18 protein-coding genes are annotated in these 25928 nt (G+C 59.5%); 14 read left to right on the top strand and 4 right to left on the bottom strand.

The genetic code is table 11. The features are described from left to right. The first annotated feature begins 282 nt into the window (after window positions 1–282). The 8 genes from ppsA to ACFFK0_RS06325 all read left to right on the top strand — a co-directional run bounded on the left by ppsA (window position 283) and on the right by ACFFK0_RS06325 (window position 17828). Window positions 283–2877, top strand: a complete 2595-nt coding sequence (gene ppsA / locus ACFFK0_RS06290) for a phosphoenolpyruvate synthase (protein ID WP_377469134.1) — start codon at window positions 283–285, stop codon at window positions 2875–2877. Between the two features lie 99 nt (window positions 2878–2976). After that, window positions 2977–3162: a hypothetical protein gene (locus ACFFK0_RS06295; protein ID WP_377469135.1), complete on the top strand. Its 186-nt coding sequence runs from the start codon at window positions 2977–2979 to the stop codon at window positions 3160–3162. 120 nt (window positions 3163–3282) lie between these two features. Further along, window positions 3283–6849, top strand: a complete 3567-nt coding sequence (addB, locus tag ACFFK0_RS06300; protein ID WP_377469136.1) for a helicase-exonuclease AddAB subunit AddB — start codon at window positions 3283–3285, stop codon at window positions 6847–6849. Further along, window positions 6827–11203: a helicase-exonuclease AddAB subunit AddA gene (gene addA / locus ACFFK0_RS06305; RefSeq protein ID WP_377469137.1), complete on the top strand. Its 4377-nt coding sequence runs from the start codon at window positions 6827–6829 to the stop codon at window positions 11201–11203. The genes addB and addA overlap by 23 nt, the downstream gene beginning before the upstream one ends. Window positions 11204–11215: 12 nt before the next feature. Then, complete coding sequence (locus ACFFK0_RS06310; protein WP_377469138.1) at window positions 11216–12400, top strand: exonuclease SbcCD subunit D; 1185 nt, start codon at window positions 11216–11218, stop codon at window positions 12398–12400. A 31-nt stretch (window positions 12401–12431) separates the two neighbouring features. Then, window positions 12432–16070, top strand: a complete 3639-nt coding sequence (locus tag ACFFK0_RS06315) for an AAA family ATPase (RefSeq protein ID WP_377469139.1) — start codon at window positions 12432–12434, stop codon at window positions 16068–16070. Window positions 16071–16231: 161 nt separating this feature from the next. Further along, window positions 16232–17251: an ATP-binding protein gene (locus ACFFK0_RS06320; RefSeq protein WP_377469141.1), complete on the top strand. Its 1020-nt coding sequence runs from the start codon at window positions 16232–16234 to the stop codon at window positions 17249–17251. Then, the gene (locus ACFFK0_RS06325) at window positions 17217–17828 is read left to right on the top strand and encodes an STAS domain-containing protein (RefSeq protein ID WP_377469170.1); all 612 of its coding nucleotides are present in this window, start codon (window positions 17217–17219) and stop codon (window positions 17826–17828) included. The genes ACFFK0_RS06320 and ACFFK0_RS06325 overlap by 35 nt, the downstream gene beginning before the upstream one ends. 55 nt (window positions 17829–17883) lie before the next feature. Here the strand turns inward: ACFFK0_RS06325 and ACFFK0_RS06330 are convergent, their stop codons facing one another. Further along, window positions 17884–19815 carry an FAD-dependent oxidoreductase gene (locus tag ACFFK0_RS06330; RefSeq protein WP_377469142.1) on the bottom strand — a complete coding sequence of 644 codons (1932 nt, stop codon included), beginning with the start codon at window positions 19813–19815 and terminating at the stop codon, window positions 17884–17886. A 232-nt stretch (window positions 19816–20047) separates the two neighbouring features. On the opposite strand from ACFFK0_RS06330, the gene ACFFK0_RS06335 reads away from it, so the two are divergent. Continuing rightward, the gene (locus ACFFK0_RS06335; RefSeq protein WP_377469143.1) at window positions 20048–20359 is read left to right on the top strand and encodes a hypothetical protein; all 312 of its coding nucleotides are present in this window, start codon (window positions 20048–20050) and stop codon (window positions 20357–20359) included. A gap of 59 nt (window positions 20360–20418) precedes the next feature. On the opposite strand, the gene ACFFK0_RS06340 is transcribed toward ACFFK0_RS06335, so the two are convergent. Further along, window positions 20419–21909, bottom strand: coding sequence for an extracellular solute-binding protein (locus ACFFK0_RS06340; RefSeq protein ID WP_377469144.1), 1491 nt, complete (start codon window positions 21907–21909; stop codon window positions 20419–20421). Then, window positions 21906–22445 carry an RNA polymerase sigma factor gene (locus ACFFK0_RS06345; protein ID WP_377469146.1) on the bottom strand — a complete coding sequence of 180 codons (540 nt, stop codon included), beginning with the start codon at window positions 22443–22445 and terminating at the stop codon, window positions 21906–21908. Before ACFFK0_RS06345 ends, ACFFK0_RS06340 begins: the two co-directional genes overlap by 4 nt. A 130-nt stretch (window positions 22446–22575) precedes the next feature. On the opposite strand from ACFFK0_RS06345, the gene ACFFK0_RS06350 reads away from it, so the two are divergent. The 3 genes from ACFFK0_RS06350 to ACFFK0_RS06360 all read left to right on the top strand — a co-directional run bounded on the left by ACFFK0_RS06350 (window position 22576) and on the right by ACFFK0_RS06360 (window position 23684). Beyond that, window positions 22576–22923, top strand: coding sequence for a histidine triad nucleotide-binding protein (locus tag ACFFK0_RS06350; RefSeq protein WP_377469148.1), 348 nt, complete (start codon window positions 22576–22578; stop codon window positions 22921–22923). Window positions 22924–23052: 129 nt separating this feature from the next. Further along, window positions 23053–23226, top strand: coding sequence for a 30S ribosomal protein S21 (rpsU, locus tag ACFFK0_RS06355; RefSeq protein WP_010491812.1), 174 nt, complete (start codon window positions 23053–23055; stop codon window positions 23224–23226). A 14-nt stretch (window positions 23227–23240) separates the two neighbouring features. After that, entirely contained in the window at window positions 23241–23684 is a 444-nt protein-coding gene (locus ACFFK0_RS06360; RefSeq protein ID WP_377469149.1) for a GatB/YqeY domain-containing protein, read from the top strand. 132 nt (window positions 23685–23816) lie between these two features. Here ACFFK0_RS06360 and ACFFK0_RS06365 read toward each other — a convergent pair whose 3' ends face one another. Continuing rightward, window positions 23817–24272 carry a DUF2243 domain-containing protein gene (locus ACFFK0_RS06365; RefSeq protein WP_377469151.1) on the bottom strand — a complete coding sequence of 152 codons (456 nt, stop codon included), beginning with the start codon at window positions 24270–24272 and terminating at the stop codon, window positions 23817–23819. A gap of 182 nt (window positions 24273–24454) precedes the next feature. Between ACFFK0_RS06365 and yqfC the strand changes: the two genes are divergently transcribed. Further along, entirely contained in the window at window positions 24455–24733 is a 279-nt protein-coding gene (gene yqfC / locus ACFFK0_RS06370; RefSeq protein WP_377469152.1) for a sporulation protein YqfC, read from the top strand. A gap of 11 nt (window positions 24734–24744) precedes the next feature. After that, window positions 24745–25926: a sporulation protein YqfD gene (gene yqfD / locus ACFFK0_RS06375; protein WP_377469153.1), complete on the top strand. Its 1182-nt coding sequence runs from the start codon at window positions 24745–24747 to the stop codon at window positions 25924–25926. The last annotated feature ends 2 nt before the right edge of the window (window positions 25927–25928 follow it).

A 25928-nucleotide genomic window follows, 5' to 3' on the forward strand; every position in this document is an offset into this window, starting at 1 on the left:
TACAAAGGAGGTGCAGGAGATGCGACACTGGATAGAAAAAGCGAAGCTTGGCGATCAATGCATATATTGAGCAATGGATAGCGGAAAATCAAAAAAGAACCTGGTCGGTTGTCCAGGTTCTTTACTATTGCACATAAACAGACGCGATGATATAATCGGAATACGACTGTGCGCGTTTTATTGGATCAGAGCACAGTTTATCCATTCTACATCTTAAGTGTAACACGCCGGTAAGCTCTTGTCAAATGTTTTTCTCATTTCACTGATTAGGAGAGATGTGCATTGAGTACTTTGGTTCTCGGTTTTCAAGAAATGGAAAAAACGCAGCTGTTGCTCGTTGGCGGAAAAGGGTTACATTTAGGAGAATTATCAAAAATTCAAGGGATCCGAGTACCGGAAGGCTTTTGTGTTACAACAGCGGGATACCAAAAAGCCATCGGACACAACGACACGTATCATGCTTTGCTCGACCGGCTAACCAAGCTTAAAGCTGAGGATCGAGATCAAATTGGCGAAGTCAGCGGGAAGATTCGGCAAACCATCTTGGAAACAGAAATTCCATCCGATGTTGTGAATGCAGTCGCTCTCTATCTCTCCCGGTTCGGCGAGGAGCATGCTTATGCAGTGCGGTCCAGTGCGACTGCCGAGGATTTGCCGCACGCTTCTTTTGCCGGTCAGCATGACACCTACTTAAACATCATCGGAAAGGAAGCGATCCTGCAGCATATCAGCAAATGCTGGGCATCCCTTTTTACGGATCGCGCGGTCATCTATCGCATACAAAACGGATTTGACCACAGCCAAGTTCAATTATCCGTTATCGTGCAGAGGATGGTGTTCCCGCACGCTTCCGGGATTTTGTTTACCGCCGATCCGGTTACTTCCAACCGGAAGCTGTTATCCATCGATGCCGGGTTTGGACTTGGAGAAGCGCTGGTCTCCGGCTTGGTATCCGCCGATTGTTATCAAGTACGGGAAGGAAACATCGTCGATAAGAGGATCGCAACCAAAAAATTGGCTGTCTATGGACGTAGAGAAGGCGGAACAGAGACGCGGCAAATCGATCCTGAGCAGCAAAATACTCAGACGCTTACGGAACAACAAATCTTACGGCTGGAAAGCATCGGAAGACGGATCGAAGCTTATTTTGGCTGTCCGCAAGATATCGAATGGTGTTTGGCAGACGATACGTTTTATATCGTGCAGAGTCGTCCAATCACGACGTTATACCCGATTCCGGAGGCGAATGACCAAGACAATCACGTTTACGTATCTGTCGGACACCAGCAAATGATGACCGATCCCATTCAACCGCTGGGCTTGTCTTTCTACCTGTTAGTTACTCCGGCGCCTATGCGTAAAGCCGGTGGGAGGTTGTTTGTCGATGTTTCACCTAGGCTGGCTACACTTGCCGGGCGGGAATCTTTATTGAATGCCTTGGGATCCGATCCGCTCATCAAAGGCGCACTGATGACCATAATCGAGCGAGATTTTATCAAATTGTTATCCAATGATCAACCGGCACCGATTCCGAGCATTAGTAATACAGATATGCTGGCACAATTCGAGAATGATCCGACCATCGTCTCCGATTTGATGAAGCGTAGTCAAACATCGATAGAAGAGTTAAAACAAACCATCCAAGCGAAATCGGGATCGGATTTGTTTGATTTTATTCTGGAAGATATCCAGCGATTAAAGAAGATCTTATTTGACCCGCAAAGTACGGCTGTGTTTATGGCGGCTATAAATGCTACAACTTGGATCAATGAAAACATGTATGAGTGGTTAGGCGAAAAGAACGCAGCAGACACGCTTGCTCAATCGGTACCGAACAACATTACTTCGGAAATGGGTTTGGCGCTATTGGATGTCGCGGACGTGATTCGCCCTTATCCGGAAGTTATCGAATATTTACGACATGTTCAAGAGGATAGCTTCTTGGAGGAACTGGTTAAGATGGATGGCGGACGGGAAGCCCGTGACGCGATCTATGAGTTTCTCGGCAAATACGGAATGCGGTGTACCGGAGAAATCGATATCACCAGAACTCGTTGGAGTGAAAACCCGGCTATACTGATCCCCATCATTCTTGGTAATATAAGAAACTTTGAGCCTAATGCCAGCAAGCGGAAGTTTGAGCAAGGGCGTCAGGAAGCTTTGAACAAAGAACAAGAGCTACTGGTTCGTTTGAAGCAATTGCCGGATGGCGAACAAAAAGCCAAAGAAACAAAACGCAGGATCAACCTACTCCGGAATTTCATCGGCTACCGGGAATATCCGAAATACGGGATGGTGAACCGCTACTTCATATACAAGCAGGCTTTGCTGAAAGAAGCCGAACAGCTCGTACAAGCGGGTGTTATTCGTGAAAAAGAAGATATATACGCTCTCGCATTTGAAGAGCTTCACGAAGCCGTTCGCACAAAACAGCTGGATTATCGGATCATCAGCAAACGGAAAGAGGAGTACAAATTATATGAAAAACTAACACCGCCACGTGTGATCACGTCTGATGGTGAAATCATTGCAGGGAAGTACAATCGGGAAAATCTCCCGGCCGAAGCGATTGCAGGTCTGCCGGTTTCTTCAGGAGTTACGGAAGGGCGGGCACGCGTCATCTTCAACTTGGAAGATGCCGACCTGTCAGATGGAGATATATTAGTCACCTCCTTTACCGACCCCAGCTGGACACCGCTGTTTGTATCGATCAAAGGGCTAGTCACCGAGGTCGGCGGATTAATGACCCATGGAGCCGTGATCGCCCGCGAATACGGCTTGCCGGCGGTTGTCGGCGTGGAAAATGCCACCAAATTGATAAAAGACGGGCAGCGAATTCGCGTGCATGGAACGGAAGGGTATATCGAAGTCTTGTAATGGTTTCACAGAGATCAGGGCCATCCGCGGAGGATGGCTCTTTAGCGTTCCTCAATAGATAACACGGTGACCGTATCATGTAAAAATGAAACATATTCCATGCTGAGTCATTTGATCTTGGTGTCGATCGGGGCGCTCACCTGGGTATGGCTTCTCGAGCGAGGAGGGTTTGGCAGCTCTGCGGCCAATTCGCTCACGATTGCGTACATCGGTGTGGTCTGGGGGATCGGCATGCTGTGCCTGGTTCAAGCGCTGCTTGCGTTTAGCCAAGCGAGGAAGGAATAAGTCCGCTGCTGTGCGCCATCCGTTTCCAGCCTCTACCATTCCTCCTCCAGCCTTCATCTATGTTAAAATGAACTCTATCAATCTATCGAAGAAATTAACGATAGAAAGGCGAGGTAGGCTATGGGAGTAAGGTGGATCATAGGCAGAGCGGGCAGCGGCAAAACGCAGCGCTGTCTGGACGAAGTCAGGCAGCGGCTGGTGGAGGAGCCGGACGGGCATCCGCTAATCCTGCTCGTACCGGAGCAGGCGACGTTTCAGGCGGAGTATGCATTGGTCGGCGGCGAGGGACTGCAGGGCATGATTCGCGCGCAGGCGATTTCGTTTCACCGTCTGGCGTGGCGAATCATGCAGGAGGAAGGCGGCACGGCGCGGGTGCCGATCGACGAGGTCGGCAAGAAGCTGCTGCTGCACAAGCTGTTACATAAGCATCGCGGGGAGCTGCGGTATTTTCATAAAGGCATGGATAAGATGGGCTTCGCCGGCAAGCTGAACGAGCTGGTGACGGAGCTGAAACGGTACGGCGTGTCGGCGGAGCAGCTGGAGTCGTTCGCGGAGCGGGAGAAGCGGCCGGAAGGCGGCTGGCTGGAAGACAAGCTGCACGACGTGCGGCTCTTGTACCGGGGGCTGGAGTCAGAGCTAAGCAGGCAGTATTTGGACGGCGAGGACGTGTTGGAGCTGCTGATCAGGCAGACGCCGCATTCGGAGCTGATTCGCTCGGCGGACATATGGATCGACGGCTTCCATGGGCTCACGCCGATGGAGCTGACGGCCGTCGAGAAGCTGATGCAGCACGCCCGCAGCGTGACGATGACGCTGACGCTGGACCGTCTGTACGAGGCGGGGGAACCGATCGACGAGCTGGAGCTGTTCCACAAGCCGGCGAGGACATGTGTGGAGCTGCAGCAGCGGCTCGCTGCAGCGGGCGTGAAGATAGTGGAAACGGTGCGCCTGCCGGAGACTGGAGGGGTGTCGCCCCGTTACCGGGCGGCTCCGGTGCTGGCTCATCTTGAGCGGAATTTCGAGCACAGGTTCGGCCGCCATGCTCCGGCGTATCCGGCGCCTTCGGCCGAGGAGCGCGAGCAGCTGGTCATTCGGGCGGCGGCGAACCGCCGGGCGGAGGTGGAAGGGGCCGCCCGAGATATGATCCGGCTTGCCCGCGAGCACGGCGTGCGCTGGCGCGATATGGCGGTTATGATCCGCGACACGGAAGGGTACAAGGATCTGATCCAGACGACGTTTACGGACTACGGGATCCCGTTCTTTATCGACGAGAAGCGTCACGTGCTGCACCATCCGCTCGTCGAGCTCATTCGATCCGCCATGGAGGTAACGCTGCGGGGATGGCCTTACGACGCCGTGTTCCGCTGCGTTAAGACTGATCTGCTGCTTCCCGAGGACGCTGATGGGAAGGCATTTGAGCCGGACGAGCTGCGGGCAGGCATGGACAAGCTGGAAAATGTCGTGCTTGCCTATGGCGTATATGGCTCCCGTTGGACGGACGGTCTGCCGTGGGGCTTTCTGCGCCGGGCCGGGCTTGACGGCGAAGCGCCGGAAATGACCGCCCGCAAGGAGCGGGAGGAGCGGCTGGTGGAAGCGTGCCGGGCAATTGTCGTGGGCGGACTACATCCGTTCGAGAAGCGGATGAAGGCTGCCCGTACGGTGCTCGAGCGGACGGAAGCGCTCATGGAGCTGCTGCTCGGGCTGAGAGTTCCGGAGAAGCTGGAGCGGTGGAGCGAGCTGGCGATCGAGATGGGAAGACCCGCGAAGGCGCGCGAGCATTCGCAGCTGTGGGCGAGGATCATGGATATGCTCGACCAGCTGGTAGAGCTGACCGGAGAAGAAGAGGTTACGACGGAGCTGTTCGCATCGTTGCTCGATGAAGGCTTCGAGAGCATGAAGCTGGGTCTCGTTCCGCCTTCGCTCGACCAGGTGCTTGTCGGGTCGATGGACCGGACGCGCTCCGGCGAGGTGAAATATGCGTATTTGCTCGGTGTCAGCGACGGCGTCGTGCCGGCGAAGCTGAGCGAGGACGGCGTGCTGACCGAGCAGGAGCGCGTTTGGCTGATCGAGCGCGGGCTGCCGCTTGCCGAGGACAGCCGCCGCAAGCTGCTGGACGAGCAATTTATTATATATACGGCGCTCGCCGTGCCGAGCCGCAGATTGTGGATTTCGTATCCGCAGGCCGATGAGGAAGGAAAGGCCCAGCTCCCGTCGGAGATCGTTCCGCAATTGCGTCCGCTGTTTCCCGCATGGCGGGAGCAGACGCTTGCAGCGGAGCCGAACGCATCGGACGCGGACGAAGCGCAGGCTTTGTTCGCCTCCCGCCCGGCCCGCACTTTATCGCATTTGGCGGTTCAGCTGAAGCGCTGGCTGCAAGGGGAACGGGTATCCCCGGTATGGTGGGCAGCTTACGATTGGCTGGCCGGCAGGACAGAGTGGCGGGAACGGCTGGATATCGGAGTTAGAGCGCTGTTTTATACAAACCGGGAGCAGAAGCTCAGCGATGCGTCGAGCTTGCTGCTCTACGGCGAGCGGCTGCAGGCCAGCGTGTCGCGGATGGAGACGTTCGCCGGCTGCCCGTTCTCCCACTTTGCTTCGTATGGCCTCCGGCTGAAGGAGCGGCGGCTGTTCCGGCTTGAAGCGCCGGATATCGGGCAGCTGTATCACGCGACGCTCGACCAATTCGCCAGCGAGCTGCAGCAGCAAGGGCTCGACTGGGGCACGCTGCCGCCGGACGAGCTGCAGCGCCGCACGTCCGCCGTCGTCGACGCGCTTGCGCCGCAGCTGCAGGGGCAAATATTGCTCAGCTCGAACCGGTTCGGTTATATCAAGCACAAGCTGACATCGATCGTCGGACGAGCGGCGGAGGTGCTCGGACAGCATGCGAGACGCGGCGAATTCCGGCCGGTTCAGCTCGAGGCCGTGTTCGGCCCGGGCCAGCCGCTGCCGGCGCTCACGCTGCCGCTGGACAACGGGCGGATCATGGACATCGTCGGCCGGATCGACCGCGTCGACTCTGCAGAGCTCGGCGATCGGCTGCTGCTGCGCGTGATCGACTACAAGTCGGGGCCAACGCAGCTTGTGCTGCCGGAGGTGCTGTACGGCCTGTCGCTGCAGATGCTGACGTATTTGGACGTCGTCGTGTCGAACGCGAAGGTGTGGCTGGGCCGCGATGCGGAGCCGGCGGGGGTGCTGTATTTTCACGTGCACAATCCGCTGATCCTGCACAAGAACCGTCCCCAGCCGGATGAAGCGGCGAAGGAGCTGCGCAGACGGTTCAAAATGCGCGGGCTCGTTACCGCCGATCCCGACATCGTGCGGGCGATGGACAGCGAGCTGAAGTCGCGGGGCGGTTACTCGGAGCTGATACCGGCGGCCTTGAAGGCGGACGGAGGCTTTTATTCCGCGTCGTCGGTCGTCACGCCGCAGCAGTGGACTTCGCTGCGAGAGCAGGTGCGCGGTCAAATCAAGCGGATCGGAACGGATATCACGGACGGCAAGGTGGCGATCGAGCCGTACCGGCTCGGTAAGAAGACCCCGTGCCAAATGTGCGCGTACCGCTCGGTATGCCAATTCGAGCCGCTTGGCGAGGAGAACGGGTACCGGGTGTTGCGGCCGCTAAGCAAGGGAGAGGTATGGAATGTACTGGAAGGAGACGGCGGGAATGAGCAGGGAACAGGCATCTAACACGGCGGCATCGGGCGCGGTACCGCCGAAGCCGGCGGAAGCGACATGGACGGACGATCAGTGGGCGGCGATAGCCGTTCGCGGGAGCGACCTGCTCGTTGCCGCTGCGGCAGGGTCCGGGAAGACGGCCGTGCTTGTCGAGCGGATCATTCGGCGCATTACCGACGAGCGGGATCCGGTCGATGTCGACCGGCTGCTCGTCGCCACGTTCACGAAAGCGGCGGCGGCCGAGATGCGGCACCGCATTCGCGAGGCGCTGGAGAAGGAGCTGGTGAAGCAGCCGTCCTCCGCTCATCTGCGGCGCCAGCTGGCGCTGATGGGCCGCGCATCGATTACGACGCTGCACTCGTTCTGCCTTGAGGTCGTGCAGCGATACGAGCAGCTGGCGGGTTTGGCGCCGGGCTTTCGCATCGCCAACGAGACGGAAGCGGAGCTGCTGCGCCAGGACGTGCTCGAGGCGATGCTGGAGGAGCATTACGGCACGGCTGCGGAAGGCAGCTTATTCTGGCAGACGGTCGATGCCTTCGGCGGCGAACGCAGCGATGTCGGCTTGCATCAGCTCATTCAGAAGCTGTATGACGAGTCGCGCAGCCATCCGTACCCGGAGCACTGGCTCCGTTCGGCAGCAGAACGGTTCGGGCCGCAGCCGCCGATGAGCGCCGGTGAAGGCGCAGCAGCGGAAGAAGTGCTGGAGGCGGGAATGGCCGAGGCTGCGGCTGCCGTTGCCGAAGCAGCGAAGGATCTTGGCGGCGAACTTGCTGCGGGCAGCGTCATCCGCTTCCCGCAAGCCGCTCCGCCGTCGCTCGACCTGTGGCAGCGCAGCTTGCTGGGTGACGTACGGCTTGAGCTGGAGGGAGCGGCCGCTCTGCTGCGGCAGGCTGTCGATCTGGCTCAAGCGCCGGGAGGTCCGGTTCCGTATGCCGCCACTCTGCAGGACGATTTGCTTGTCACGCAAGGGCTGCTGGAGGCGTGCGATATCGGCTGGGACGCCTTGTTCGGCGCTTTCTCGGCGGCAGCGTTCGGAAAGCTGAAGCCGTGCAAGGGCGACGACGTGGACAAGGCGCTGCAGGAGCAGGTGAAGGAGCTTCGCGGACAAGCGAAGGACGCGGTTGCGAAGCTGCAGGAGGAGCTGTTCGGACGGTCGCCGGAGCAGTTTGCGCTTGAGCTGGCCCAGCTCGCTCCGATCGTTCATACGCTAGTCGATCTCGTCATCGAGTTCGGCGCGCGTTACAGCGAAGCGAAGGAAGCGAAGGGTCTCGTCGATTTCGGCGACCTGGAGCATTGCTGCCTGCGCGTGCTGAGCGGCGCGGATTCGACGCCGGAGCGGCTGCTGCCGTCGGCTGCGGCGCAGGCGTACCGCGAACAGTTTGCAGAGGTGCTGCTCGACGAATATCAAGACACGAACCGGGTACAGGAAGCGATCGTTTCTTTGATCGCCCGTGAAGCGCCCGGCAACCGGTTCATGGTCGGCGACGTGAAACAGAGCATTTACCGGTTTCGCCTTGCGGAGCCGGGACTGTTCCTCGAGAAATATCAGTCGTTCACGTTAACGGGCGATGGACCGGGACGGCGCATCGATTTGGCGCGCAATTTCCGTTCCCGCCAAGAAGTCGTCCATGCGGTGAACTACGTATTCAAGCAAATCATGCACGGGGCTGTCGGGGAGATCGATTACGATGAACGGGCGGAGCTTGTGTACGGGGCGAATTATGCGGAGCCTTCGGCTGGAACCGACTTGTCTGTGGAGGCGCTGCTGATCGACAAAGCGGACCCATACGCCCGTGTGGGGGCCGGTGAAGCGGAGGGCGGCGATGACGAGGAAGGCGCAGGCCAGACGGAGGGAGACGAGCGGCTGGAGCTGGAGACGGCGCAGCTGGAGGCGCGCGCGATTGCCGCCCGCATCCGCCGAATGCTGGGGCAGGACGAAGAAGCTCCGCTGCAGGTATTTGATAAAGCGAGCAAAGGCTTCCGCGCTGCGACGTACCGTGACGTAGTGATTTTGCTGCGTGCAACGTCGGCCTGGGCTCCGATCTTCATCGAGGAGCTCAAGCTGTGCGGCATTCCGGCTTATGCGGAGCTGAGCACGGGATATTTTGCCGCGACGGAGGTCGATGTGATGCTGTCGCTGCTCAATATCATCGATAATCCGCACCAGGACATTCCGCTGGCGGCCGTGCTGCGCTCGCCGATCGTCGGCTTCACGGCGGACGAGCTGGCGCGCATCCGGCTCGCCGACCGGGGAGGCACGTTCTATGAGGCGGCGGAGCGGTTTGCGTCCGTTCCATCCGCGGTGTATGTGGAAACGGACGAGAAGCTGAGAGAGCGGCTGGGCGGGTTTCTGGCCAAGCTGCGCGAATGGCGGACGGAAGCGAGGCAAGGCGCGCTGCCGGAGCTGATATGGCGGCTGTACGGCGAAACCGGTTATTTCGATTTCGTCGGCGGCCTGCCGGGCGGCGGGCAGCGTCAGGCGAACCTGAGGGCGCTGTACGATCGGGCAAGGCAGTACGAGAGCACGTCGCTGCGCGGACTGTTCCGGTTTCTCCGCTTTCTGGAGCGGATGCGGGACACCGGCGGCGATCTCGGCACGGCGCGGGCGCTCGGCGAGCAGGAGAACGTCGTGCGCATCATGTCCATTCATAAGAGCAAGGGGCTGGAGTTCCCTGTCGTGTTCGTAGCCGGCATGAGCAAAATGTTCAACCGCAGCGACGTCGTCATGCCGTTCGTCACGCACAAGGAGCTTGGCTTCGGGCCGCGCTATGTCGATGCGCAGCTTCGGGCGAGCTACCCGACGCTGCCGTCGCTGGCGATTCAGCGCCGCATGAAGCGGGAGCTGCTGGCCGAGGAGATGAGGGTGCTCTATGTGGCCTTGACGCGCGCCCGGGAGAAGCTGATCCTGCTCGGTACGGCGCCTTCGGCGGACAAGCTGCTGCGCAAGTGGAGCCGGTCCTTGGAGGCGCCGGGCCGGAAGCTGCCTGAGCACGAGCTGGCCAAAGCGCGCTGCTACTACGATTGGGTCGGTCCGGCGCTGCTGCGTCATCCGCAGGCCGGAGCATGGCGCCAGCTGATCGAAGCGGACGGAGGAGTCCCGCAAGGCTGGCTGGCGGAGGAGCCGTCGCGCTGGACGGTGGAGGTCGTGCATGCCGCCAGGCTGCAGGCCGGCGGCGAGGTGCTGCAGCAAGCGCCGGAGTCCTGGAAGCAGGAGGCGCTGCGCAGGCTGGAGCCGGTTACGGGCGAGGCGGAGGCCGTATCGCCTTCATTGCGCGAAGACATCGAGCGGGCTCTGGGCTGGACATACCCTTATGAAGCGGCGACGAAGCTGCTGTCGAAGACGACCGTGTCGGAGATGAAGCGGCTTCACGAGAGACAGCTTGCCGGTGACGGCGGCTGGGAGGCGGAGCCTATGACGGACGGAGGTGCGGCTGCCGGCGCATGGCTGGTCGGCGCTGCGGTGATCGCGAACGAGCGCGGGCGGCAAACGGAGCAATGCGAAGAGTCTGGCAAAGTACCAAGCAAGGAGCCAAGCGAGGATCTAAGTGAAGAACCAGGCAAGGGACTGAGCAAGGAACAAAGCGAGGAACTAAGCAAGGAACTGAGCAAGGAACTGAGCAAGGAACAAAGCGAGGAACTGAGCAAGGAACTGAGCAAGGAACAAAGCGAGGAACTAAGCAAAGTACAAAACAAGGAGTCAGCCTTAAGGCGCGGTACAGAGTCCACTGCCAAGCATCGGGATGGACATCAGCAGACCGGAATTGACGGAGCGGAACGCAGAGCTTCGATGGCGGCGCATCGAACGGCGCTCGCCCGCAGGCCGCGGTTCATGGAGGAGCGCCGGCTGACCGCCGCCGAGCGGGGAACGGCTTACCACGCCGTTATGCAGCAAATGCCGCTGGGCCGGGCTCCTTCGCCGGAGGAAGTCGCCGCTGCGATGGAGCGGATGGTTAACCGCGAGCTGTTGACGGCGGCGCAGCGGGAGGCGATCGATCCGGAGCCGATCGTGCGTTTTTTTGCGAGCGAGCTTGGACAGAGGCTGCTTCGCGCCCGCAGCGTGAAGCGGGAGGTGCCGTTTACTTACGCGCTTTCCTCGGATGAAGCGTTTGCCGGCGGAGCGGGCCTGCCCGAACCGGAGCCTGTACTCATCCAAGGGGTTATCGATTGCTTGTTTGAGGATGAACAAGGACTTGTGCTGATCGATTTCAAGACGGATGCTGTGCGCGGGGCCGACATGAGCGAGCTGCGCGAGCGGTACAAGCTGCAGCTCGGGCTGTATGCCCGCGCGGTGGAGCGTATTTGGAAGCGTCCGGTGACAGGGCGGTTCGTGTACTATTTTGACGGGGCGTTAACGGTGGAATTGTAGGAGGGGTTGCAAGTGAGAATATTGCATACGGCGGATTGGCATTTCGGGCGGACGCTCGAAGGGCGCAGCCGTCTGGAGGAGCAAGCGGCGTTTATGGACGAGCTGGCGGCGATCGTGCGGGACGAGCAGATCGATCTTGTGCTGGTGGCGGGAGACGTGTACGACTCCGTCAACCCGCCGGCTGCGGCCGAACGGCTGTTTTACGAAGGCGTGGCGCAGCTGTCCGAAGGCGGACGCAGGCCGGTGGCGGTTATCGCGGGCAATCACGATCACCCGGACCGGCTGGCCGCCTCCGCGCCGCTGGCGGGCGGGCAGGGCATCCGGCTGGTCGGCCTGCCGGCGCCGGGGCTGCTGCAGTTCGACATAGCGCGAACCGGAGAAAGGGCCCTCGTCTATGCGCTGCCGTATCCGTCCGAATCGCGGCTCGGCGAGCTGCTGGAGGAGTCGATGGAGGAGGAGGCGCTGCGCTCGGCTTATTCGGAGCGGATCGGGCGCCTTGTGGCGAAAGAAGCGGCGGCATTCCGGCCGGATACGGTCAATTTGCTGATGAGCCATCTCTACGTGATGGGCGGCGCGGAATCGGAATCGGAGCGGCCGATCCAGGTCGGCGGCGCCTATACGGTCGATACCAAGTCGCTGTGTGCACCAGGCGTACAGTACGCGGCGCTCGGTCACCTGCACCGGCCGCAGACGCTGAAGGCAAAGACGGTAGTGCGTTACAGCGGATCGCCGCTGGCGTACAGCTTCTCGGAGGCCGGGCAGGCGAAGTCGGTAACGGTATTCGACGCTGCGCCGGGTGCGTTCGTAGAGCCTCGCGAAATATGGCTGTCGAGCGGCAGGCCGCTGGTGAAGTGGCGGGCGGCCGAGGGGCTGGCGCAAGTGCGAAGCTGGCTTGACGAAGGACGGGATCCTCATGCCTGGATCGATCTGGAAGTCCATATCGCCGAGTCGTTATCGCTGGAGGATATTCATTCGCTGCGAAAATCCCGCGACGGCTTCATCCACATTCGCCCCGTCTATCCCGAGCTGGAAGCAGAGGCTGTGCGGGAGAGGCAGTCGTCGCTGCCGATCGACGAGCTGTTCCGGCGGTTTTATGCGAGACAGACCGGAGGGGCTCAGCCGGAGCCGGAGCTGATGACGCTGTTTCTCGAGCTGATGAGGCAGGAGGAAGACGGCGGGGAACAGGCGGGAGCTTGAGCATAGATGCTCGGAAAAGGAGGAGCCGCGAATGAGGCCGATAACGCTGCAAATTGCCGGGCTGCAAAGCTACCGGGAGCTGCAGGAAATTGATTTTACACAGCTGACGGACGCCGGAGTATTCGGTATATTCGGGCCTACGGGGAGCGGCAAGTCGTCCGTGCTCGACGCGATCACGCTGGCTTTGTACGGCAAGGTCGAGCGCGCTCCGAACGGGACGCAGGGCATTATCAACCAGGCGGAGCAGACGATGTCCGTATCGTTTACGTTCGAGCTGTCGCGTCCGGACGGCGCCGACCGCTACCGGGTCGAGCGCCAGTTCAAGCGGACCGGCGATGTGACGGTCAACCAGACGGTCAGCCGGTTACTGCGATTTTCACCGGAAGGGACGGTCGTGTTGGCTGACAAAGCCGGTGATGTCAGCGCCCAGGTGCAGGAGCTGCTGGGGCTGTCGATGCCTGATTTTACGCGGGCGGTCGTGCTGCCGCAGGGCAAATTTGCCGAGTTCCTGACGCTGACGGGCAAAGACCGCCGCATGATGCTGCAGCGGCTGTTCCGGCTCGAGGCGTACGGCGACCAGCTGGCTGCGAAGGTCGCCGCCAAGCTGAAGGAAGCGGAGGTTGAGCTGAAGGAGCTGGCAGCGGAGCAGCAAGGGCTCGGCGACGCATCGGCGGAGGCGCTCGCCGCGGCGGCGGAGCGGGTTGCGGAAGCGGAGCGTATGGTGCTGCAGGTGCGGGAAGAGCTTGCCGCCGCTGAAGCGGTGTATGACGAGCTGAAGCAGCTCGTCGCGTGGCAGCGCGAGCAGGCGGATATCGACTCGCAGCTGGAGAGGCTGCGGGAGCGCGAGCCGGACGTGCTCCGTATGGAGCAGCGGCTGGCGCTGGCCGAGCAAGCGGAGCGGCTGCGTCCTTACGTCGAGCAGCTGGCGGAGGCCCGCGAGCAGGCGCAGGCCGGGGAGGCGCGTGCTGCGCAGGCCGAGGCCGGCTACGCGGAGGCGGAGCGGACGGCGTCTGCGGCCCGCGGCGGGCAGGAAACGGCGGCAGCGGCATTGGCCGAGCAGGAAGCGGCGCTGCTGGCCCGGATCGGCCGATTGGAGCAGGCGGTGGAGCTCGAGCTGGAGGTTGCCCGCCTGCGGTCGAGCGCGGCGGCGCTCGAGCAAGCGGCCGTGCAAGCGGAGCAGCGGCTGGCCGAAGTGAAGGCGGCTGTAGCGAAGGAGCTGGAGCTGCGGGAGAAAGGGCTGCGGCGGCAAGCCGAGCTCAAGGAGCAGCTGGGCCTCTGCTCGGTCAGTGTGGAGGAAAGCCAGACGCTGCAGAACGCCGTCCAGGAGCTGCAGGCGCTAAGTGCTCTGGAGGCGGGCTGGCGCGAGCAGGTCGCCGAGCTGGAGCAGGGACGCCGCAGCGCGGCGGGACTTGCGGCCGAGCTGCGCGATGCGAAGCTGGCGCTGGAGGAGCAAGGGGCCGATTTGCTGCGCAGCTTGGCGGTGAACGGCCCGCAGGAGCGGATGCTGGCGCAGGCGGAGCGGGCAGCGGAGATGCTGCTGAACTCCGGAACTGCGGCCGTCCAGGAAGGAAAGCGGCTGCGCGAGCAAGCGGAGCGGCATGCGCTGGCGGAGCGTCTTGCCGCCGGATTGCGCGAGGGCGACCCTTGTCCGGTATGCGGGTCGCCGCATCATCCGGCGCCTGCCGCCGGCGGTGCCGGAGCGAATGAAGCTGCGGACGGCGGCGATTTGGCCGAGCGCTTCCTCGAGGAGGCGCGGGAGCTGCAGCTGCCGCTCAGGCAGCTGGCGTTCCGCTGGCGCGGCGCCGCCAGGCAGGCCGCGGAGCTGCTGCCGGAGCCGGTGCGCGACGGTTGGGAGCAAGCCGCGGCCGCGCTTGGCGTCGTGCGGCCGGAAGAAGAGCGGCAAGCCGAGGCCAAGCTGGCGGATGTGCTGCTTGCGCTGCTCGGAGACGGCAAGGATTCGGGTCATAAGCGGGAGGACAGTGCTCGCGCAGCCAGGAACGGCCCTGCGGGGTCGGGCGATATCGATGCAGCCGATGCAGCAAGCGCCGATGGCGATGCGGCCCCGGCTGCTGCCGGCGTACCTTTCGCCGCTATTGTTCCAGCAGCCGAACGATTGACGATAGACGAGGCTTACCGGCAGCTGGAGGCGCTGCGGCAGTGGCTGCGCGCCGGCGAGCGGCAGGCGGCGGCGCTCGAAGCTGCGGCGGCACGCGCCGGCAGCGGGCTGCGGCAAGCCGAGCGCCGCGCACAGGAGCTCGCCTCGCGGGTAGAGGCGGCTGCCGAGCTGCACAGAACGCTGGAGGCGAAAGCCGCTGCCGCAGAAAGCGGACTAACCCTGAAACGGGAGCAGTGGCGGGAGCGTTATCCGCAGCTCGCGGGCCGGGATGCGGCAGCCGAGCTGGAGGCGCTGCGGGCGAAGGAGCGGCAGGCGGAAGACCTGCGCGGTCGCCTGGAGAAGAGCGACGTCTTCCTGACGGAGCTCGCCGCCAAGCTGGAGCAGCTGCAGCGCCAGGAGGCGGAGCTGGACCGCGAGGCGCTGCAGCTGCGGACGCGGCTGCAGGGCGAGCGGCAGCTGGCCGAGGCGGCGCAGCGGCAGCTGCTGGAGCGGCTCGGCGGCGAGGAAGGCCGCGCCGAGCCGCTGCTCGCCGCAGCGCGGGCTTCGCTGGCCGCTCTGAAGAGCGCCGCCGCCGCCGCGCAAGCCGCGCACGAGCGCGCCCAGGCGGCGCTGCAGCGCGCGGCGGAGCTGCGCAGCGCCGCGCTCGAGGCGCGCGAGGCCGCGGCGCGCCGGCTCGCGCACGCCGGCGCCGCGTGGCACGCTGCGCTTGCCGGCGGCGCGGGCGCCCTCGGCACGGAGGACGCCGTCAAGGCGGCGTTCCTCCGCGCCGAGGACCGCTCGCGGTGGGTGGACGACGTCCGCGCCCACCGCGAGCAAGAGCGCGAGCTGCGCGCCCGGCACGCACAGCTGGAGGCGCGGCGCGCCGGCCGCTCGGCGAGCGAGGCCGACTGGGCCGCCGCGCAGGAGCGGCTGGCCGCCGCCGGCCAGCGGCGCGACGCCGCCCTCGAATCGCGCGCCAAAGCTGCGCGCGACAACGAAGAGCTCGCGGCGAAGCACGCGCGCTGGCAGGAGCTCGAGCTGCGCCGCAGCGAGCGCCTCACGCGCCACAGCCGCCTGGGCAAGCTGCAGACGGTGCTGCGCGGCAACGCGTTCGTCGAATTCCTCGCCGAGGAGCAGCTCACGCAGGTAAGCCGCGCCGCCTCCGAACGGCTCGGCCGGCTGACCCGCCAGCGGTACGCGCTGGAGGTCGACTCCGCCGGCGGCTTCGTCATCCGCGACGACGCGAACGGAGGGGTCAAGCGGCCCGTCACGACGCTGTCCGGCGGCGAAACGTTCTTGACCTCGCTGGCTCTCGCCTTGGCGCTTTCGGCGCAAATTCAGCTCAAAGGGGAAGTGCCGCTCGAGTTCTTCTTCCTGGACGAAGGGTTCGGCACGCTGGATCCCGAGCTGCTCGAAACGGTCATTCACGCGCTCGAGAAGCTCCATACCGACCGGCTTGCGGTCGGCGTCATCTCGCATGTGGCGGAGCTGCGCGCGCGGCTGCACCGCCGCCTTGTCGTCGAGCCGGCCGAACCGTCCGGCCGAGGCAGCCGTGTTCGCCTGGAGCGGCTCTAACCGCTAGGCAAGCCCCCCGTTCCCTGTCGTGGAGTCGGGGGGCTTGTCGTGTTATTATCGAAATATTTGAAAGAAAAGTAATATTTGCGTACAACCCCATAATAAACTTAAAATATGCTAATATAGAGATTAAGATTTAATAAAGTAGGTGAGCCGCCCTAATGGCTGATGAGCAGCGAAAGGAACATAGTCGTATCGATGAGCTGCAGCGCTTGTCGGCGATCGGACAAATCTCTGCAGGCATTGCCCATGAGATTCGAAATCCGTTGACAGCGGTGAAAGGATTTTTGCAGCTCATACAGAGAGAGTACGACAGCCGTTACTGGGATATTATCAATTCCGAGTTGGAACAGGCGATTTCCACGGTGCAAAATCTGCTGGTCGTCTCCAAGCCGGAGCTAAACGATGAAAGCTCAGCCGAACTCAATTTATGCCAGCTGCTGGAAAGCACGTTGTCTCTCTTTGACAACGAACTATACAGGGTAAACATTGAGAAACGTTTTTACGATACGAATTCATTGATCTACGGCAAACGCAACCAGCTGAAACGGGCGCTCTTCAATTTGTTGAAGAACGCCTTCGAGGCGATCGAGGGCGAAGGGTCGATTACCGTCGAGCATTACCGGTCGGACGATCACATTTGCTTACATATTCGCGATACGGGCAAAGGAATTCCCGGGGACAAGCTTCCGCTGCTCGGCACCCCTTTCTTTTCCACGAAAGCGGATATCGGGACGGGACTCGGATTGTCTCAGGTGTACAATACGTTTTACGGGCATAACGCAACGATTGCTGTAAATAGCGAAGAGGGGCAAGGTACGGAGTTTACGATCAGGATTCCATTATCCGAACAATCTATGGAGGAGCGCATGCACACGAACCTGATTATCGAAAAAAATATGAACGTTAAACAGTTTTTCGAAGCGAACCGTCAGCACTTCAACCGGCAGCTGGAGAAAGAGGCGCAGAACAGCTTTGAAATCGTGTCCGGCCTGAAGTTTGTCACGACGCAGGATTTGCTGGATCACGCCAATCAAATTTTATCGCTTATTCATGACGGCATGACGCAAGAAATTATTCAGCTGGCTCATGAACGCGGTCTGGCGTGGGCGAGGTCCGACGTGGGCGAGGTCCGACGTGCCGATCATGACGAAGATGGAGTGGTTTTACGCATTGCGTAAAGTGATCTGGGCTTTTCTACGCCAGTATCATTTGGAGACGGGAATTACGGCCGAAGAGGCGTTCGTACTGTCCGACAGAATTAATGACGCGTTGGATAACTTTATTATTCAATTCAATGTCGTCTTTACGAAATACCGAGATGAAGTGATCAAGTCGAAGCAGGCCATTATCGATGAACTGGCTGTTCCGTTAATCCCGATTTTCAACCAAATTGCCGTGCTCCCTCTTATTGGAACGCTGGATGAGGCGCGGATGACCACCATGGAAGACAAGCTGCTGGAAGAGATCGAGCGGAGAAATATCCAGAAGCTGTTTATCGATATGTCGGGCGCCATTCTGCTCAACAGCGGCATTTTTCTGCAAATTGTTCGGATCATCGAAGGCATTCAGCTGCTCGGCTGCCAAGCCGTCGTGACCGGTATCGGCGCGAAAGTGGCCAGAACGATTCTCGATCTGAATGAGTCCGTCAAGAGCAAGCTGACGGTGCAGAGCACGCTCCAGCAAGCTCTGCTCAAGGAGCCGTCGTTTATTACAGCCCTGATGGCGGCTAGCGGCAAATCCGCATCGTTTGAATAAAACAAAAATAAGGCAGCGGCATTCCCGGATCGTCCGGATGTGCCGCTGCCTTTTCTTAAACGCCTGCCGTTACCTTAACATCGTCCATAATGAGCTTTGCTACATGGCGGGCGCTCGAGAAGGCGCGTTCCGCCAGCTCGCCCTTGCCGGTGCAGCCGTCGCCGCAGAAATAGAACGGAACGTTCTCCACGCGATTCGGCAGCAGCTCGTTCGATGCGATATTTTTGACGCTGGCCACCATCGCCTTCTTCGATACCCGCTTGACGGCGACAGCTTCCCGCCAGCCCGGGTAGTGCGTATCGAACAGGCGCTCCATCTGCTCCGTCTTGCGGTCAAGATACGCCCGCCGCGCATCCTCGCTATCGAAATCGTCGCTCAAATACGCGATTCCCTGCAGAAGCTGGCCGCCTTCCGGCACGAGCGTATGGTCCGTCGCCGACACATCGGTGATGAACATTTTGTTATCCATATCGGAGATATAACTAAACGGACGCGCCACAACGCGCTCCAAGCCGATATCGTAGACCATGACCTCGGTCGCCGTATTGTTCTCGTATGGCGCCACGAACGGCTCCCAAGCGGTCCCCTTCAGCAGCTTGACGACCTGCTGTACCGGCATCGCGAATATGACCCGGTCGAACGCGGCCTCGCGCGATTTCGTCTGCAAAATAAACTTGCGGTCGGCATACCGGATGCTTTCCACGCCTTCCTGCAGCGCGATTTCCCACCGGCCGGAGCCGGTCAGCTTCTGCTTCAGCTGGTTCGTAATTACCGCCCACGAACCCAGCACGTAGTTGACCGGCTTCGAGGACAGGAACAGGTTGTGATAGTACTCGGAGATGACGCTGCCGGACACCTTGCGCGCTTCCTCCGGCGTAATGAAGAAGTTCGAGCAGACGAGATGCTCCCACAGCTCCTTAACGTCTTCATCGGCGTCCGATTCGGCCAGGTAATCGCCGAGCGTCGCGTAATTTTTCAGCTGGTGGATGTTGGCGATAATCGCCGTAATTTCACCGACGAAACGCACCTTCTGCATCGCATTCAGCAAATCCGTCTTCACCAGGTTGACAAAATCTAACGGAGCTTGCGTCAGCATCCCGTGCTTGGCGTACATGACGCGGCGCTTATCGACCTGCTTGGAAGAGAACGACAAGCCGAGCTCGCGCTCCAGGTTCGAGATGGTATGACGGTCAATGCCGTATATCGCGTGAGCGCCATAATTGAGCGTAAATCCGGCCTTCTCGTACGTAAACGCCCGGCCGCCCAGCTGCGGCGAGCGCTCGAACAGGATGCCCTCGATGCCCGGGCGTTCCGACAAATAAGCGGCTGCGGTGAGCCCCGCCAAGCCGCCTCCGATAATCGCTACTTTCATTTGAGGTTCCTCCTTCACAATCGTTCCGGCCGACCAGCCCTCTGCAGACTGCTCGGCGCGGAGTCCGGCCCAAGCCCATTTCATATTATGTTCAAGTAAAGCCAACAGTCCGTGCGGTGCCTGCTCCTCCTGCGTAGACCAGGTCAGCAGGGTGCCGTAATACGTCGTCACGAGCAGCTGCACCTTATGAGCGTTAGGAAGCCAGTGCAGCAGTCCTTCCGCCAGCGCCGTTTGCTCCTGACGGCGTGCAGGGGAGCCAGCCGGCTGCGGTTGCAGGGTTAAAAGCATGATGCTGCGTACGAGCTTCGGATAACGGCCGATATTCGACGCCAAGTCGATAAATAGCCGGTTGATATGCGATTCCAGGGAAGTAACCTTCGAAGGCGGCTGTTTCACCCACTCTTCAATAAGGCGGATTTGCCTGCCGCTGATTTCGTCGAGAATGTCTTCTTTGCTGCGAAAATAGTGGTAAAACGTCCCTTTCGAAATGTTCGCCCGGGCGATAATATCGTCTACGGACACGTGCTCGAAGCCGTGCTCGACAAACAGCAGCAGCGCGGTTTCCATAACGGTCTCGCGCTTCTTCCGGGTCGTCGCTCTCATGAACGGTCCCATAAGCCACCTCCTGCGGCACACATATTCCTCTATAACAACAGTATATGACGAATTCGACTCGGAGTCTACAAGTTATTAGACTAGTGGTCTAATAACTATTCGGTAGTCGATCCGCCGTACGTTACTGCGCTTCTTAGCCCGCAACGGCGCGTACCCGGTGTTCCAAGCCCAATTTTCCTGATGTTGTAGCCGAAAGCCCAGTTCCGAATATCGTATGCGTAGGAGGTGTCTTATGGATATGGATCATCAGCAAGGCATTGCGCTGTGCATGCAGCACATGCATCGGTACGTAGGCATTCAGACGGCTGACGGCGCTTATCACGACGGCATTATTGAGAAGGTTGACGAGACGCATGTATACTTAGCGGTCCCGATCGGCTGCGAAAGCGACAGCCGGGCGTTCTTCCCGGGACCTTTCGGCGGGTACCCGGCATTCGGATACGGTTTTCCTTATGGATACGGATTTTGGCCGCGGCGCCGGTTTTACCGGACCGTTCTTCCGCTCGCCGCGCTGCTTAGCTTGTCGCTGCTGCCGTATTATTAATGCAGCAGTAGAAAAAAAGGTAACCCTGCGTGTCCTCGCGCCGGGTTACCTTTTGGCCTTTATTGGGGGGCATCCAGAACGGCCTGAATCCGTGTCTGCATGCTTCGCTGCGCTTCTTCGACGCTCTGTTTGCCTGCCGCGGCGGCATCCGTCTCCTCATCGACGATCGAGCTGATCGATTTGCTAATTTGTATGTCCATCGTCGGATCATAGCTGTACACGGTGCGGCGCCAATCAGGCTCCTGCTGTGCATAGAACGGTTTCAAACGGTCTCCGTAGATCGTTAACAGCGTCGATTCATGCACCGGAATGGGCAGCATGTTGGAAGTTACGCCGTTCTGATAAGCCCGGGGATCGGTGTCGTCCTGGCTGATATACCGCAGCACTTCCATGGCCTGACGCAGATTGGGGCTGTTCGGGTTCACCGACAGGATCGAGCCGGGAATGAGCTGCGTATTGATATCCGGATTGGACGGATCGACGGGGGCGGTCACGATGCCGTAATCGATTCCGCTTCCCTTCAGCCTGCTGATCGCGCCTATTGTATCCAGCGCCATTGCCGCCCGGCCTTGCGCAAACAAGTCCATCGCCTGCTGATCGGCCTGTTCGATCCGGTTATTTTGGATCGTATAACTTTTAGCCGGGTGAACTCGCCCTTCCCGGTATGCATCCAGCGCGAGGTGGAGCGCTTCGTTCCACGCCGTGCTGTCCATGGCCGCTTTCTTGCGGCTGTCGTCAACGTAGGAAAGCCCGTGCGTGTGGGCGATCATTCCGACGAGATAAGAAGCCGGAAACATCGGTATGTACATTTCGTGAAAGCCGAATATTTTCTTGCCCGGGTTGCCCTCCGCAGGAAACCGTTTCGCCAGCTCCATGACCTGCTTCCAGGTCATCCGATCGGTCGGATAGGGGACCTTATACTGATCGAACAGCTTCTTGTTGTAAAAGATCGCCCGGCCGTCGAATTCGGTAGCGATGCCGTACGATTTGCCGTCCGGCATCCGGAGTGCGTTGACGACGGCGGCAATCTTATCCGGCTGCTCCAAGCCGTCGAGCGGCAGCAGCTTACCATGCTCGGCAAGCAGCCTGTATTGAATGGCGGAGCTGGAGATAATCAAATCCGGCTTTTGTTCTTCGGTCATTTGCTCGAAAGCGTCGAAGCTATAATTCCCTTTCTCATAGGTCGAAATATCGCTAAATTCGATTTTCAAGGACGGAAACCGCTTCTTCAGCTGATCTCCAAACATATCCCGATACAGCCGCTCATCGCCTATGGACAGCTTCAAAGTAACATTCATATCCACGCTCTCCGCAGCCGGTTGTGGCTGCAGGATGCCGAACAGTTTCCCTGCGGATGTCCAATCCGCATAACTTCCGGCCCAGATCGCAGCGCCCAGGGCGGCGGCAGCCGCGTACCAGCGCGAGGGGGCGGGGTGTGAACGGGAACCGGCTTTAATGTGCTGCATCACGCTGCGCGCGGCGGCCTCCGCTCTACGGGAGGCATAGGGGACGTCGGTTTTCAACGCTTTCTCCCAAGGTTCCGGCTTCATGGCTGATCCTCCTTCATGCGGTCGTTGATTTTGCTCCGAGCCCGGTGCATGCGCGATTTTACGGTCCCCGGAGGAATATGGAGCAGCTGCGCGATCTCCTCGATGTCCATGTCGTAATGAGCGTAGAGCAGCAGCACCTCTCTCAGCTTGGCCGGCAGGGCGAACACGGATGTCCATACTTCCTGGCGCTCGAAGGCGGATATCGCTTCCTGCTCTGCGGACGACACCGGCTTCTCCGGCTGCTTGAATCCGGTCGCGATCACGTTGCGGATCCAGTACGATTTGCGGTAGTCCAGGAACGCGCGGCGTGTAATCGCGAACAGCCACGTCTTGACCGAGGCGTCGCCGCGGAACGAGCCGAGCTGCCGGTACGCCTTGAGGAACGTGTCCTGCATCAGATCATCGGCCGCATCGGCGCGCAGCGTAAGGAAGTAGGCATACTTCCAGACGTCCTTGCCGTACTCCTGCATCAGATCCGTCAGCGCGCGCTCCTTGTCGAGCCCTTCGGCCGCGAATTGCAAATAGTGAAATGTCAATAGGATTCACCTCTCTGCACTATTGGACGACGGATCGGCGCAAAGGTTCCCTACAGCCGGCAGTTTGTTGTACAAGCGGTCCCATATTCGCTATGATAGAGGTAAAGAGTGCCAAGAGGAGGTAACGCTGATGGACTGCATCTTCTGCAAAATCGTAAACGGCTCAATCCCGTCCCGCAAAATTCTTGAAACCGACAACGTGCTCGTCTTTCACGACATTCAGCCGGCGGCCCCCGTACACGCCCTGATCATCCCGAAGAAGCACATCCCGACGATGAACGACGCGACAGGCGACGACTTCGCTTTGCTCGGGGAAGTGCTCTCGGCGGCGCAGACGGCCGCGAAGGAGCTCGGCGTGGCGGAAAGCGGCTACCGGCTCATCAACAACTGCAATTCGGACGGCGGACAAGTCGTGTACCACATCCATTTTCACCTGCTCGGCGGGGAGAAACTGGGCGGCTTGAATGCGAAATTTTAGCGCAAAATTCGGCGGTTTGTTGGTAAAGTAGGGCAAAAGTTGACACCTCCTTTCCTTATGACCTATAATGAGGTTTGATTAATCGCTTTGCTGTGTCTTGGACGGTCTGTTCGGAGGGAGGGAAAACTGGTGTCAGAAACTCGAGTTCGCAAAAATGAAACTATAGATGCTGCACTTCGTCGCTTTAAGCGCTCCATCGCAAAGGATGGCGTTCTTGCCGAAGTGAAGAAACGCAAGCATTATGAGAAGCCTAGCGTAAAGCGCAAGAAGAAATCCGAGGCTGCTCGCAAGAGAAAGTTCTAGGAGGCCCTCAATCAATGAGCTTGAGCGAGCGTTTGAATGAAGATATGAAGAATGCGATGAAGTCGCAAGACAAGTTTAAGCTTTCGGTTATTCGTATGGTTCGGTCCGCGATTAAGAATATCGAGATCGATACGAAGAAAACGTTAAGCGACGACGAAGTTCTTGACGTGCTTAATCGCGAAATCAAACAGCGCAAAGATTCCCTCCAGGAATTTGAGAAAGCCGGCCGAGACGATTTGGCAGAGACCGTGCAAGCTGAAATCGCCGTTCTCATTGAGTACATGCCGCAGCAGCTTTCCGAGGAAGAGGTCAAAGCGATTGTACAGCAGACTATCCAAGAAGTCGGAGCTTCTTCCAAAGCGGACATGGGTAAAGTGATGGGCGCCCTGATGCCTAAAGTTAAGGGGCGAGCGGATGGCAAACTTGTCAACCAGCTCGTGCAGCAGCTGCTTCCGTAACTGACAATTTCGATTGTGCACATAGAGAAGGACCGTTCCCTATCGGGGCGGTCCTTTTTTACCATTTCAGAACGTATAAATTTCCGCATTAACGCGGTCGCTCATCTTCGAAACGACAGGAGTTTCGTTCAATCAACCTTGTCGAAAGCGCTTTCGACACAGTTCGAGCCCAATCGCCACCATCACAGCCCCCCATACCAGGAACGCAACGTCGTACCACAGCTCATGGGGATCTCCCTGTTTGACGTGATGAATCTGCAGCCAATGATGATTCACAAGACCTTCGACGATGTTGAAGGCTCCGCCCCCAAGCAGGACAAGCCCGATCAGCTGCCGGACCGGCAGCCTGGCGAAACCGTCGCGGCCGCCGTGCCATAACAATATCGCTCCCCAAGCCAGCAGGATTGTCGTCGCCAAGTGAAACCAGCCGTCGCTTTCGATCTGTCCGTGCCGGTCGGTGTGCATGACGACGCTGTGCCACTGCAGGAGCTGGTGAAAAACGATGCCGTCAACGGCACCGAGCAGACCGAGACCGAGTACGAAAGCGCCGATCGCCTGCTGACTGTTGCTTCGAAACATGACTTCCATCTGAATAAAACCCTCCTTCGTTATTTTCTTCGCCTATAACTCCTTGTATTTCCGTAATCCCGTTTCATAAACGTGCGGACTTCGGCATAGAGTGGGATAAAGCCCTGCGCTCCGCTGCGGGTTTCCTTTTGTCCGAAAGCAATATCCGACATCCACTCAAGCGGAGGAGGTTCGCCATACCGATGCGTCTGCTGCCTCGCAAACTGAATCAATGGGCTGCCAATTTGCTAGACCTGCCCCAGGACGTCGTTCATGATTTGCCGAGAATTACGATGATCGGCAACATGCAGCTCTATATCGAGAATCACCGCGGCGTGCTCCACTTCTCCAGTGACCGGCTGCAGCTGGCGCTTTCTCACGGCAAGCTGGACATTCACGGAAAACAGCTCGTGATCCGGGCGATTTTGACCGAGGAAGTGTTTATCGAAGGAACGATCGACGACATCCAATATACGAAGTAAAGGTGATGCGCATGCAATCCAAGCTGTTATTTTTCGTCCGCGGCTATGTACGTATGGATATTCGTGGGAACGGAGTCGTCGAGCTGCTCAACCGCGCTGCCGTCCAGCGCATCGCGGTTTGGGAAGTAAAGCGGATCGACAAGCATGCCGTTTCGTTGTACATGCCTCTTCATGAAGCGCTTCGGCTGCGTCCGCTGCTGCGTGAGACGGGCTGTCGGATGCGGGTGAGGGAACGTTTCGGATTTCCGTTCATGACAGGCATGCTGTGGCGGCGGAAATTTTTTGCCGTTGGTCTGGCCGGCTTTATCGCCGGAATTATTTTGTTATCTTCGCTCGTATGGCGCGTCGGCGTCGAAGGAAATCAAACGATCGCAACGGACCAAATAATCAAGGCGGCCCGTGAAATTGGCATTAAGCCGTGGCAGTGGAAGTCGAAGCTTGGCGAGCCGGACGAGCTGTCCCGGCAGCTGCATCTGAGACTGCCGGGGACGGCGTGGGTAGGCGTCGAGGTGAAGGGCACCCATGTGCTGATCAAGGTGGTGGAGGCTCAGCTTCCCGATCAACGCGAGCTGGTCGGACCCCGCCATCTCGTTTCGGCCAAGAATGCCATGATTACGCAAATTTTCGCCGAGAAAGGGCTGCCCGTCGTGCAGCCGAACCGTTATGTGCGCAAAGGAGACATCCTGATTACGGGCATTCTAGGCGACGAGGAAAATCAGCAAACCGTTGCGGCTACCGGTGTCGTCAGGGGACTCGTTTGGTACACATCCTCGATCGAAGTGCCGATGGTGCAGCGTTCCAAGGTATATACCGGAGAAAGCAAGGACCGCCACTTTTTCGTAGTCGGCAACCGCGGTATACAGCTGACGGGCTACGGGAAGGTCCCTTTCGCGCAGAGCGAAACGGTCGCCGATCGCACGCAATGGCAGCTCGGACCGATCCCGCTGCCGTTCGGCTGGCTGCGGGAGAGGGTGTATGCGGTCGATACCGCCGAGAGGACCATCGATGCGGCCGAAGCTCACAACATCGCCTTGGAGCGAGGAAGGTCGCAGACAATCGCCGCTGCAGGGCCCGATGCGATGATCCGCTCGGAAAAAATTTTGCATGAGAAAACGGAGAATGGTAAAGTTTATATGGAAGTTCATTTCGAAGTTGAAGAAAATATCGCCATCGAACAATCGATCGTACCGTAAGG

Source organism: Paenibacillus chartarius (genome assembly GCF_042432825.1).
Taxonomy (GTDB): Bacteria; Bacillota; Bacilli; order Paenibacillales; family NBRC-103111; genus Gordoniibacillus; species Gordoniibacillus chartarius.

Excerpts from the sequence above, each read along its gene's own strand:
- ACFFK0_RS06295 (WP_377469135.1), top strand. The coding sequence starts at position 2,977 with ATGCTGAGTCATTTGATCTTGGTGTCGATCGGGGCGCTCACCTGGGTA.
- addB (WP_377469136.1), top strand. The coding sequence starts at position 3,283 with ATGGGAGTAAGGTGGATCATAGGCAGAGCGGGCAGCGGCAAAACGCAG.
- addA (WP_377469137.1), top strand. The coding sequence starts at position 6,827 with ATGAGCAGGGAACAGGCATCTAACACGGCGGCATCGGGCGCGGTACCG.
- ACFFK0_RS06315 (WP_377469139.1), top strand. The coding sequence starts at position 12,432 with ATGAGGCCGATAACGCTGCAAATTGCCGGGCTGCAAAGCTACCGGGAG.
- ACFFK0_RS06320 (WP_377469141.1), top strand. The coding sequence starts at position 16,232 with ATGGCTGATGAGCAGCGAAAGGAACATAGTCGTATCGATGAGCTGCAG.
- ACFFK0_RS06325 (WP_377469170.1), top strand. The coding sequence starts at position 17,217 with ATGACGAAGATGGAGTGGTTTTACGCATTGCGTAAAGTGATCTGGGCT.
- ACFFK0_RS06330 (WP_377469142.1), bottom strand. The coding sequence starts at position 19,815 with ATGGGACCGTTCATGAGAGCGACGACCCGGAAGAAGCGCGAGACCGTT.
- ACFFK0_RS06335 (WP_377469143.1), top strand. The coding sequence starts at position 20,048 with ATGGATATGGATCATCAGCAAGGCATTGCGCTGTGCATGCAGCACATG.
- ACFFK0_RS06340 (WP_377469144.1), bottom strand. The coding sequence starts at position 21,909 with ATGAAGCCGGAACCTTGGGAGAAAGCGTTGAAAACCGACGTCCCCTAT.
- ACFFK0_RS06350 (WP_377469148.1), top strand. The coding sequence starts at position 22,576 with ATGGACTGCATCTTCTGCAAAATCGTAAACGGCTCAATCCCGTCCCGC.
- ACFFK0_RS06360 (WP_377469149.1), top strand. The coding sequence starts at position 23,241 with ATGAGCTTGAGCGAGCGTTTGAATGAAGATATGAAGAATGCGATGAAG.
- ACFFK0_RS06365 (WP_377469151.1), bottom strand. The coding sequence starts at position 24,272 with ATGGAAGTCATGTTTCGAAGCAACAGTCAGCAGGCGATCGGCGCTTTC.
- yqfC (WP_377469152.1), top strand. The coding sequence starts at position 24,455 with ATGCGTCTGCTGCCTCGCAAACTGAATCAATGGGCTGCCAATTTGCTA.
- yqfD (WP_377469153.1), top strand. The coding sequence starts at position 24,745 with ATGCAATCCAAGCTGTTATTTTTCGTCCGCGGCTATGTACGTATGGAT.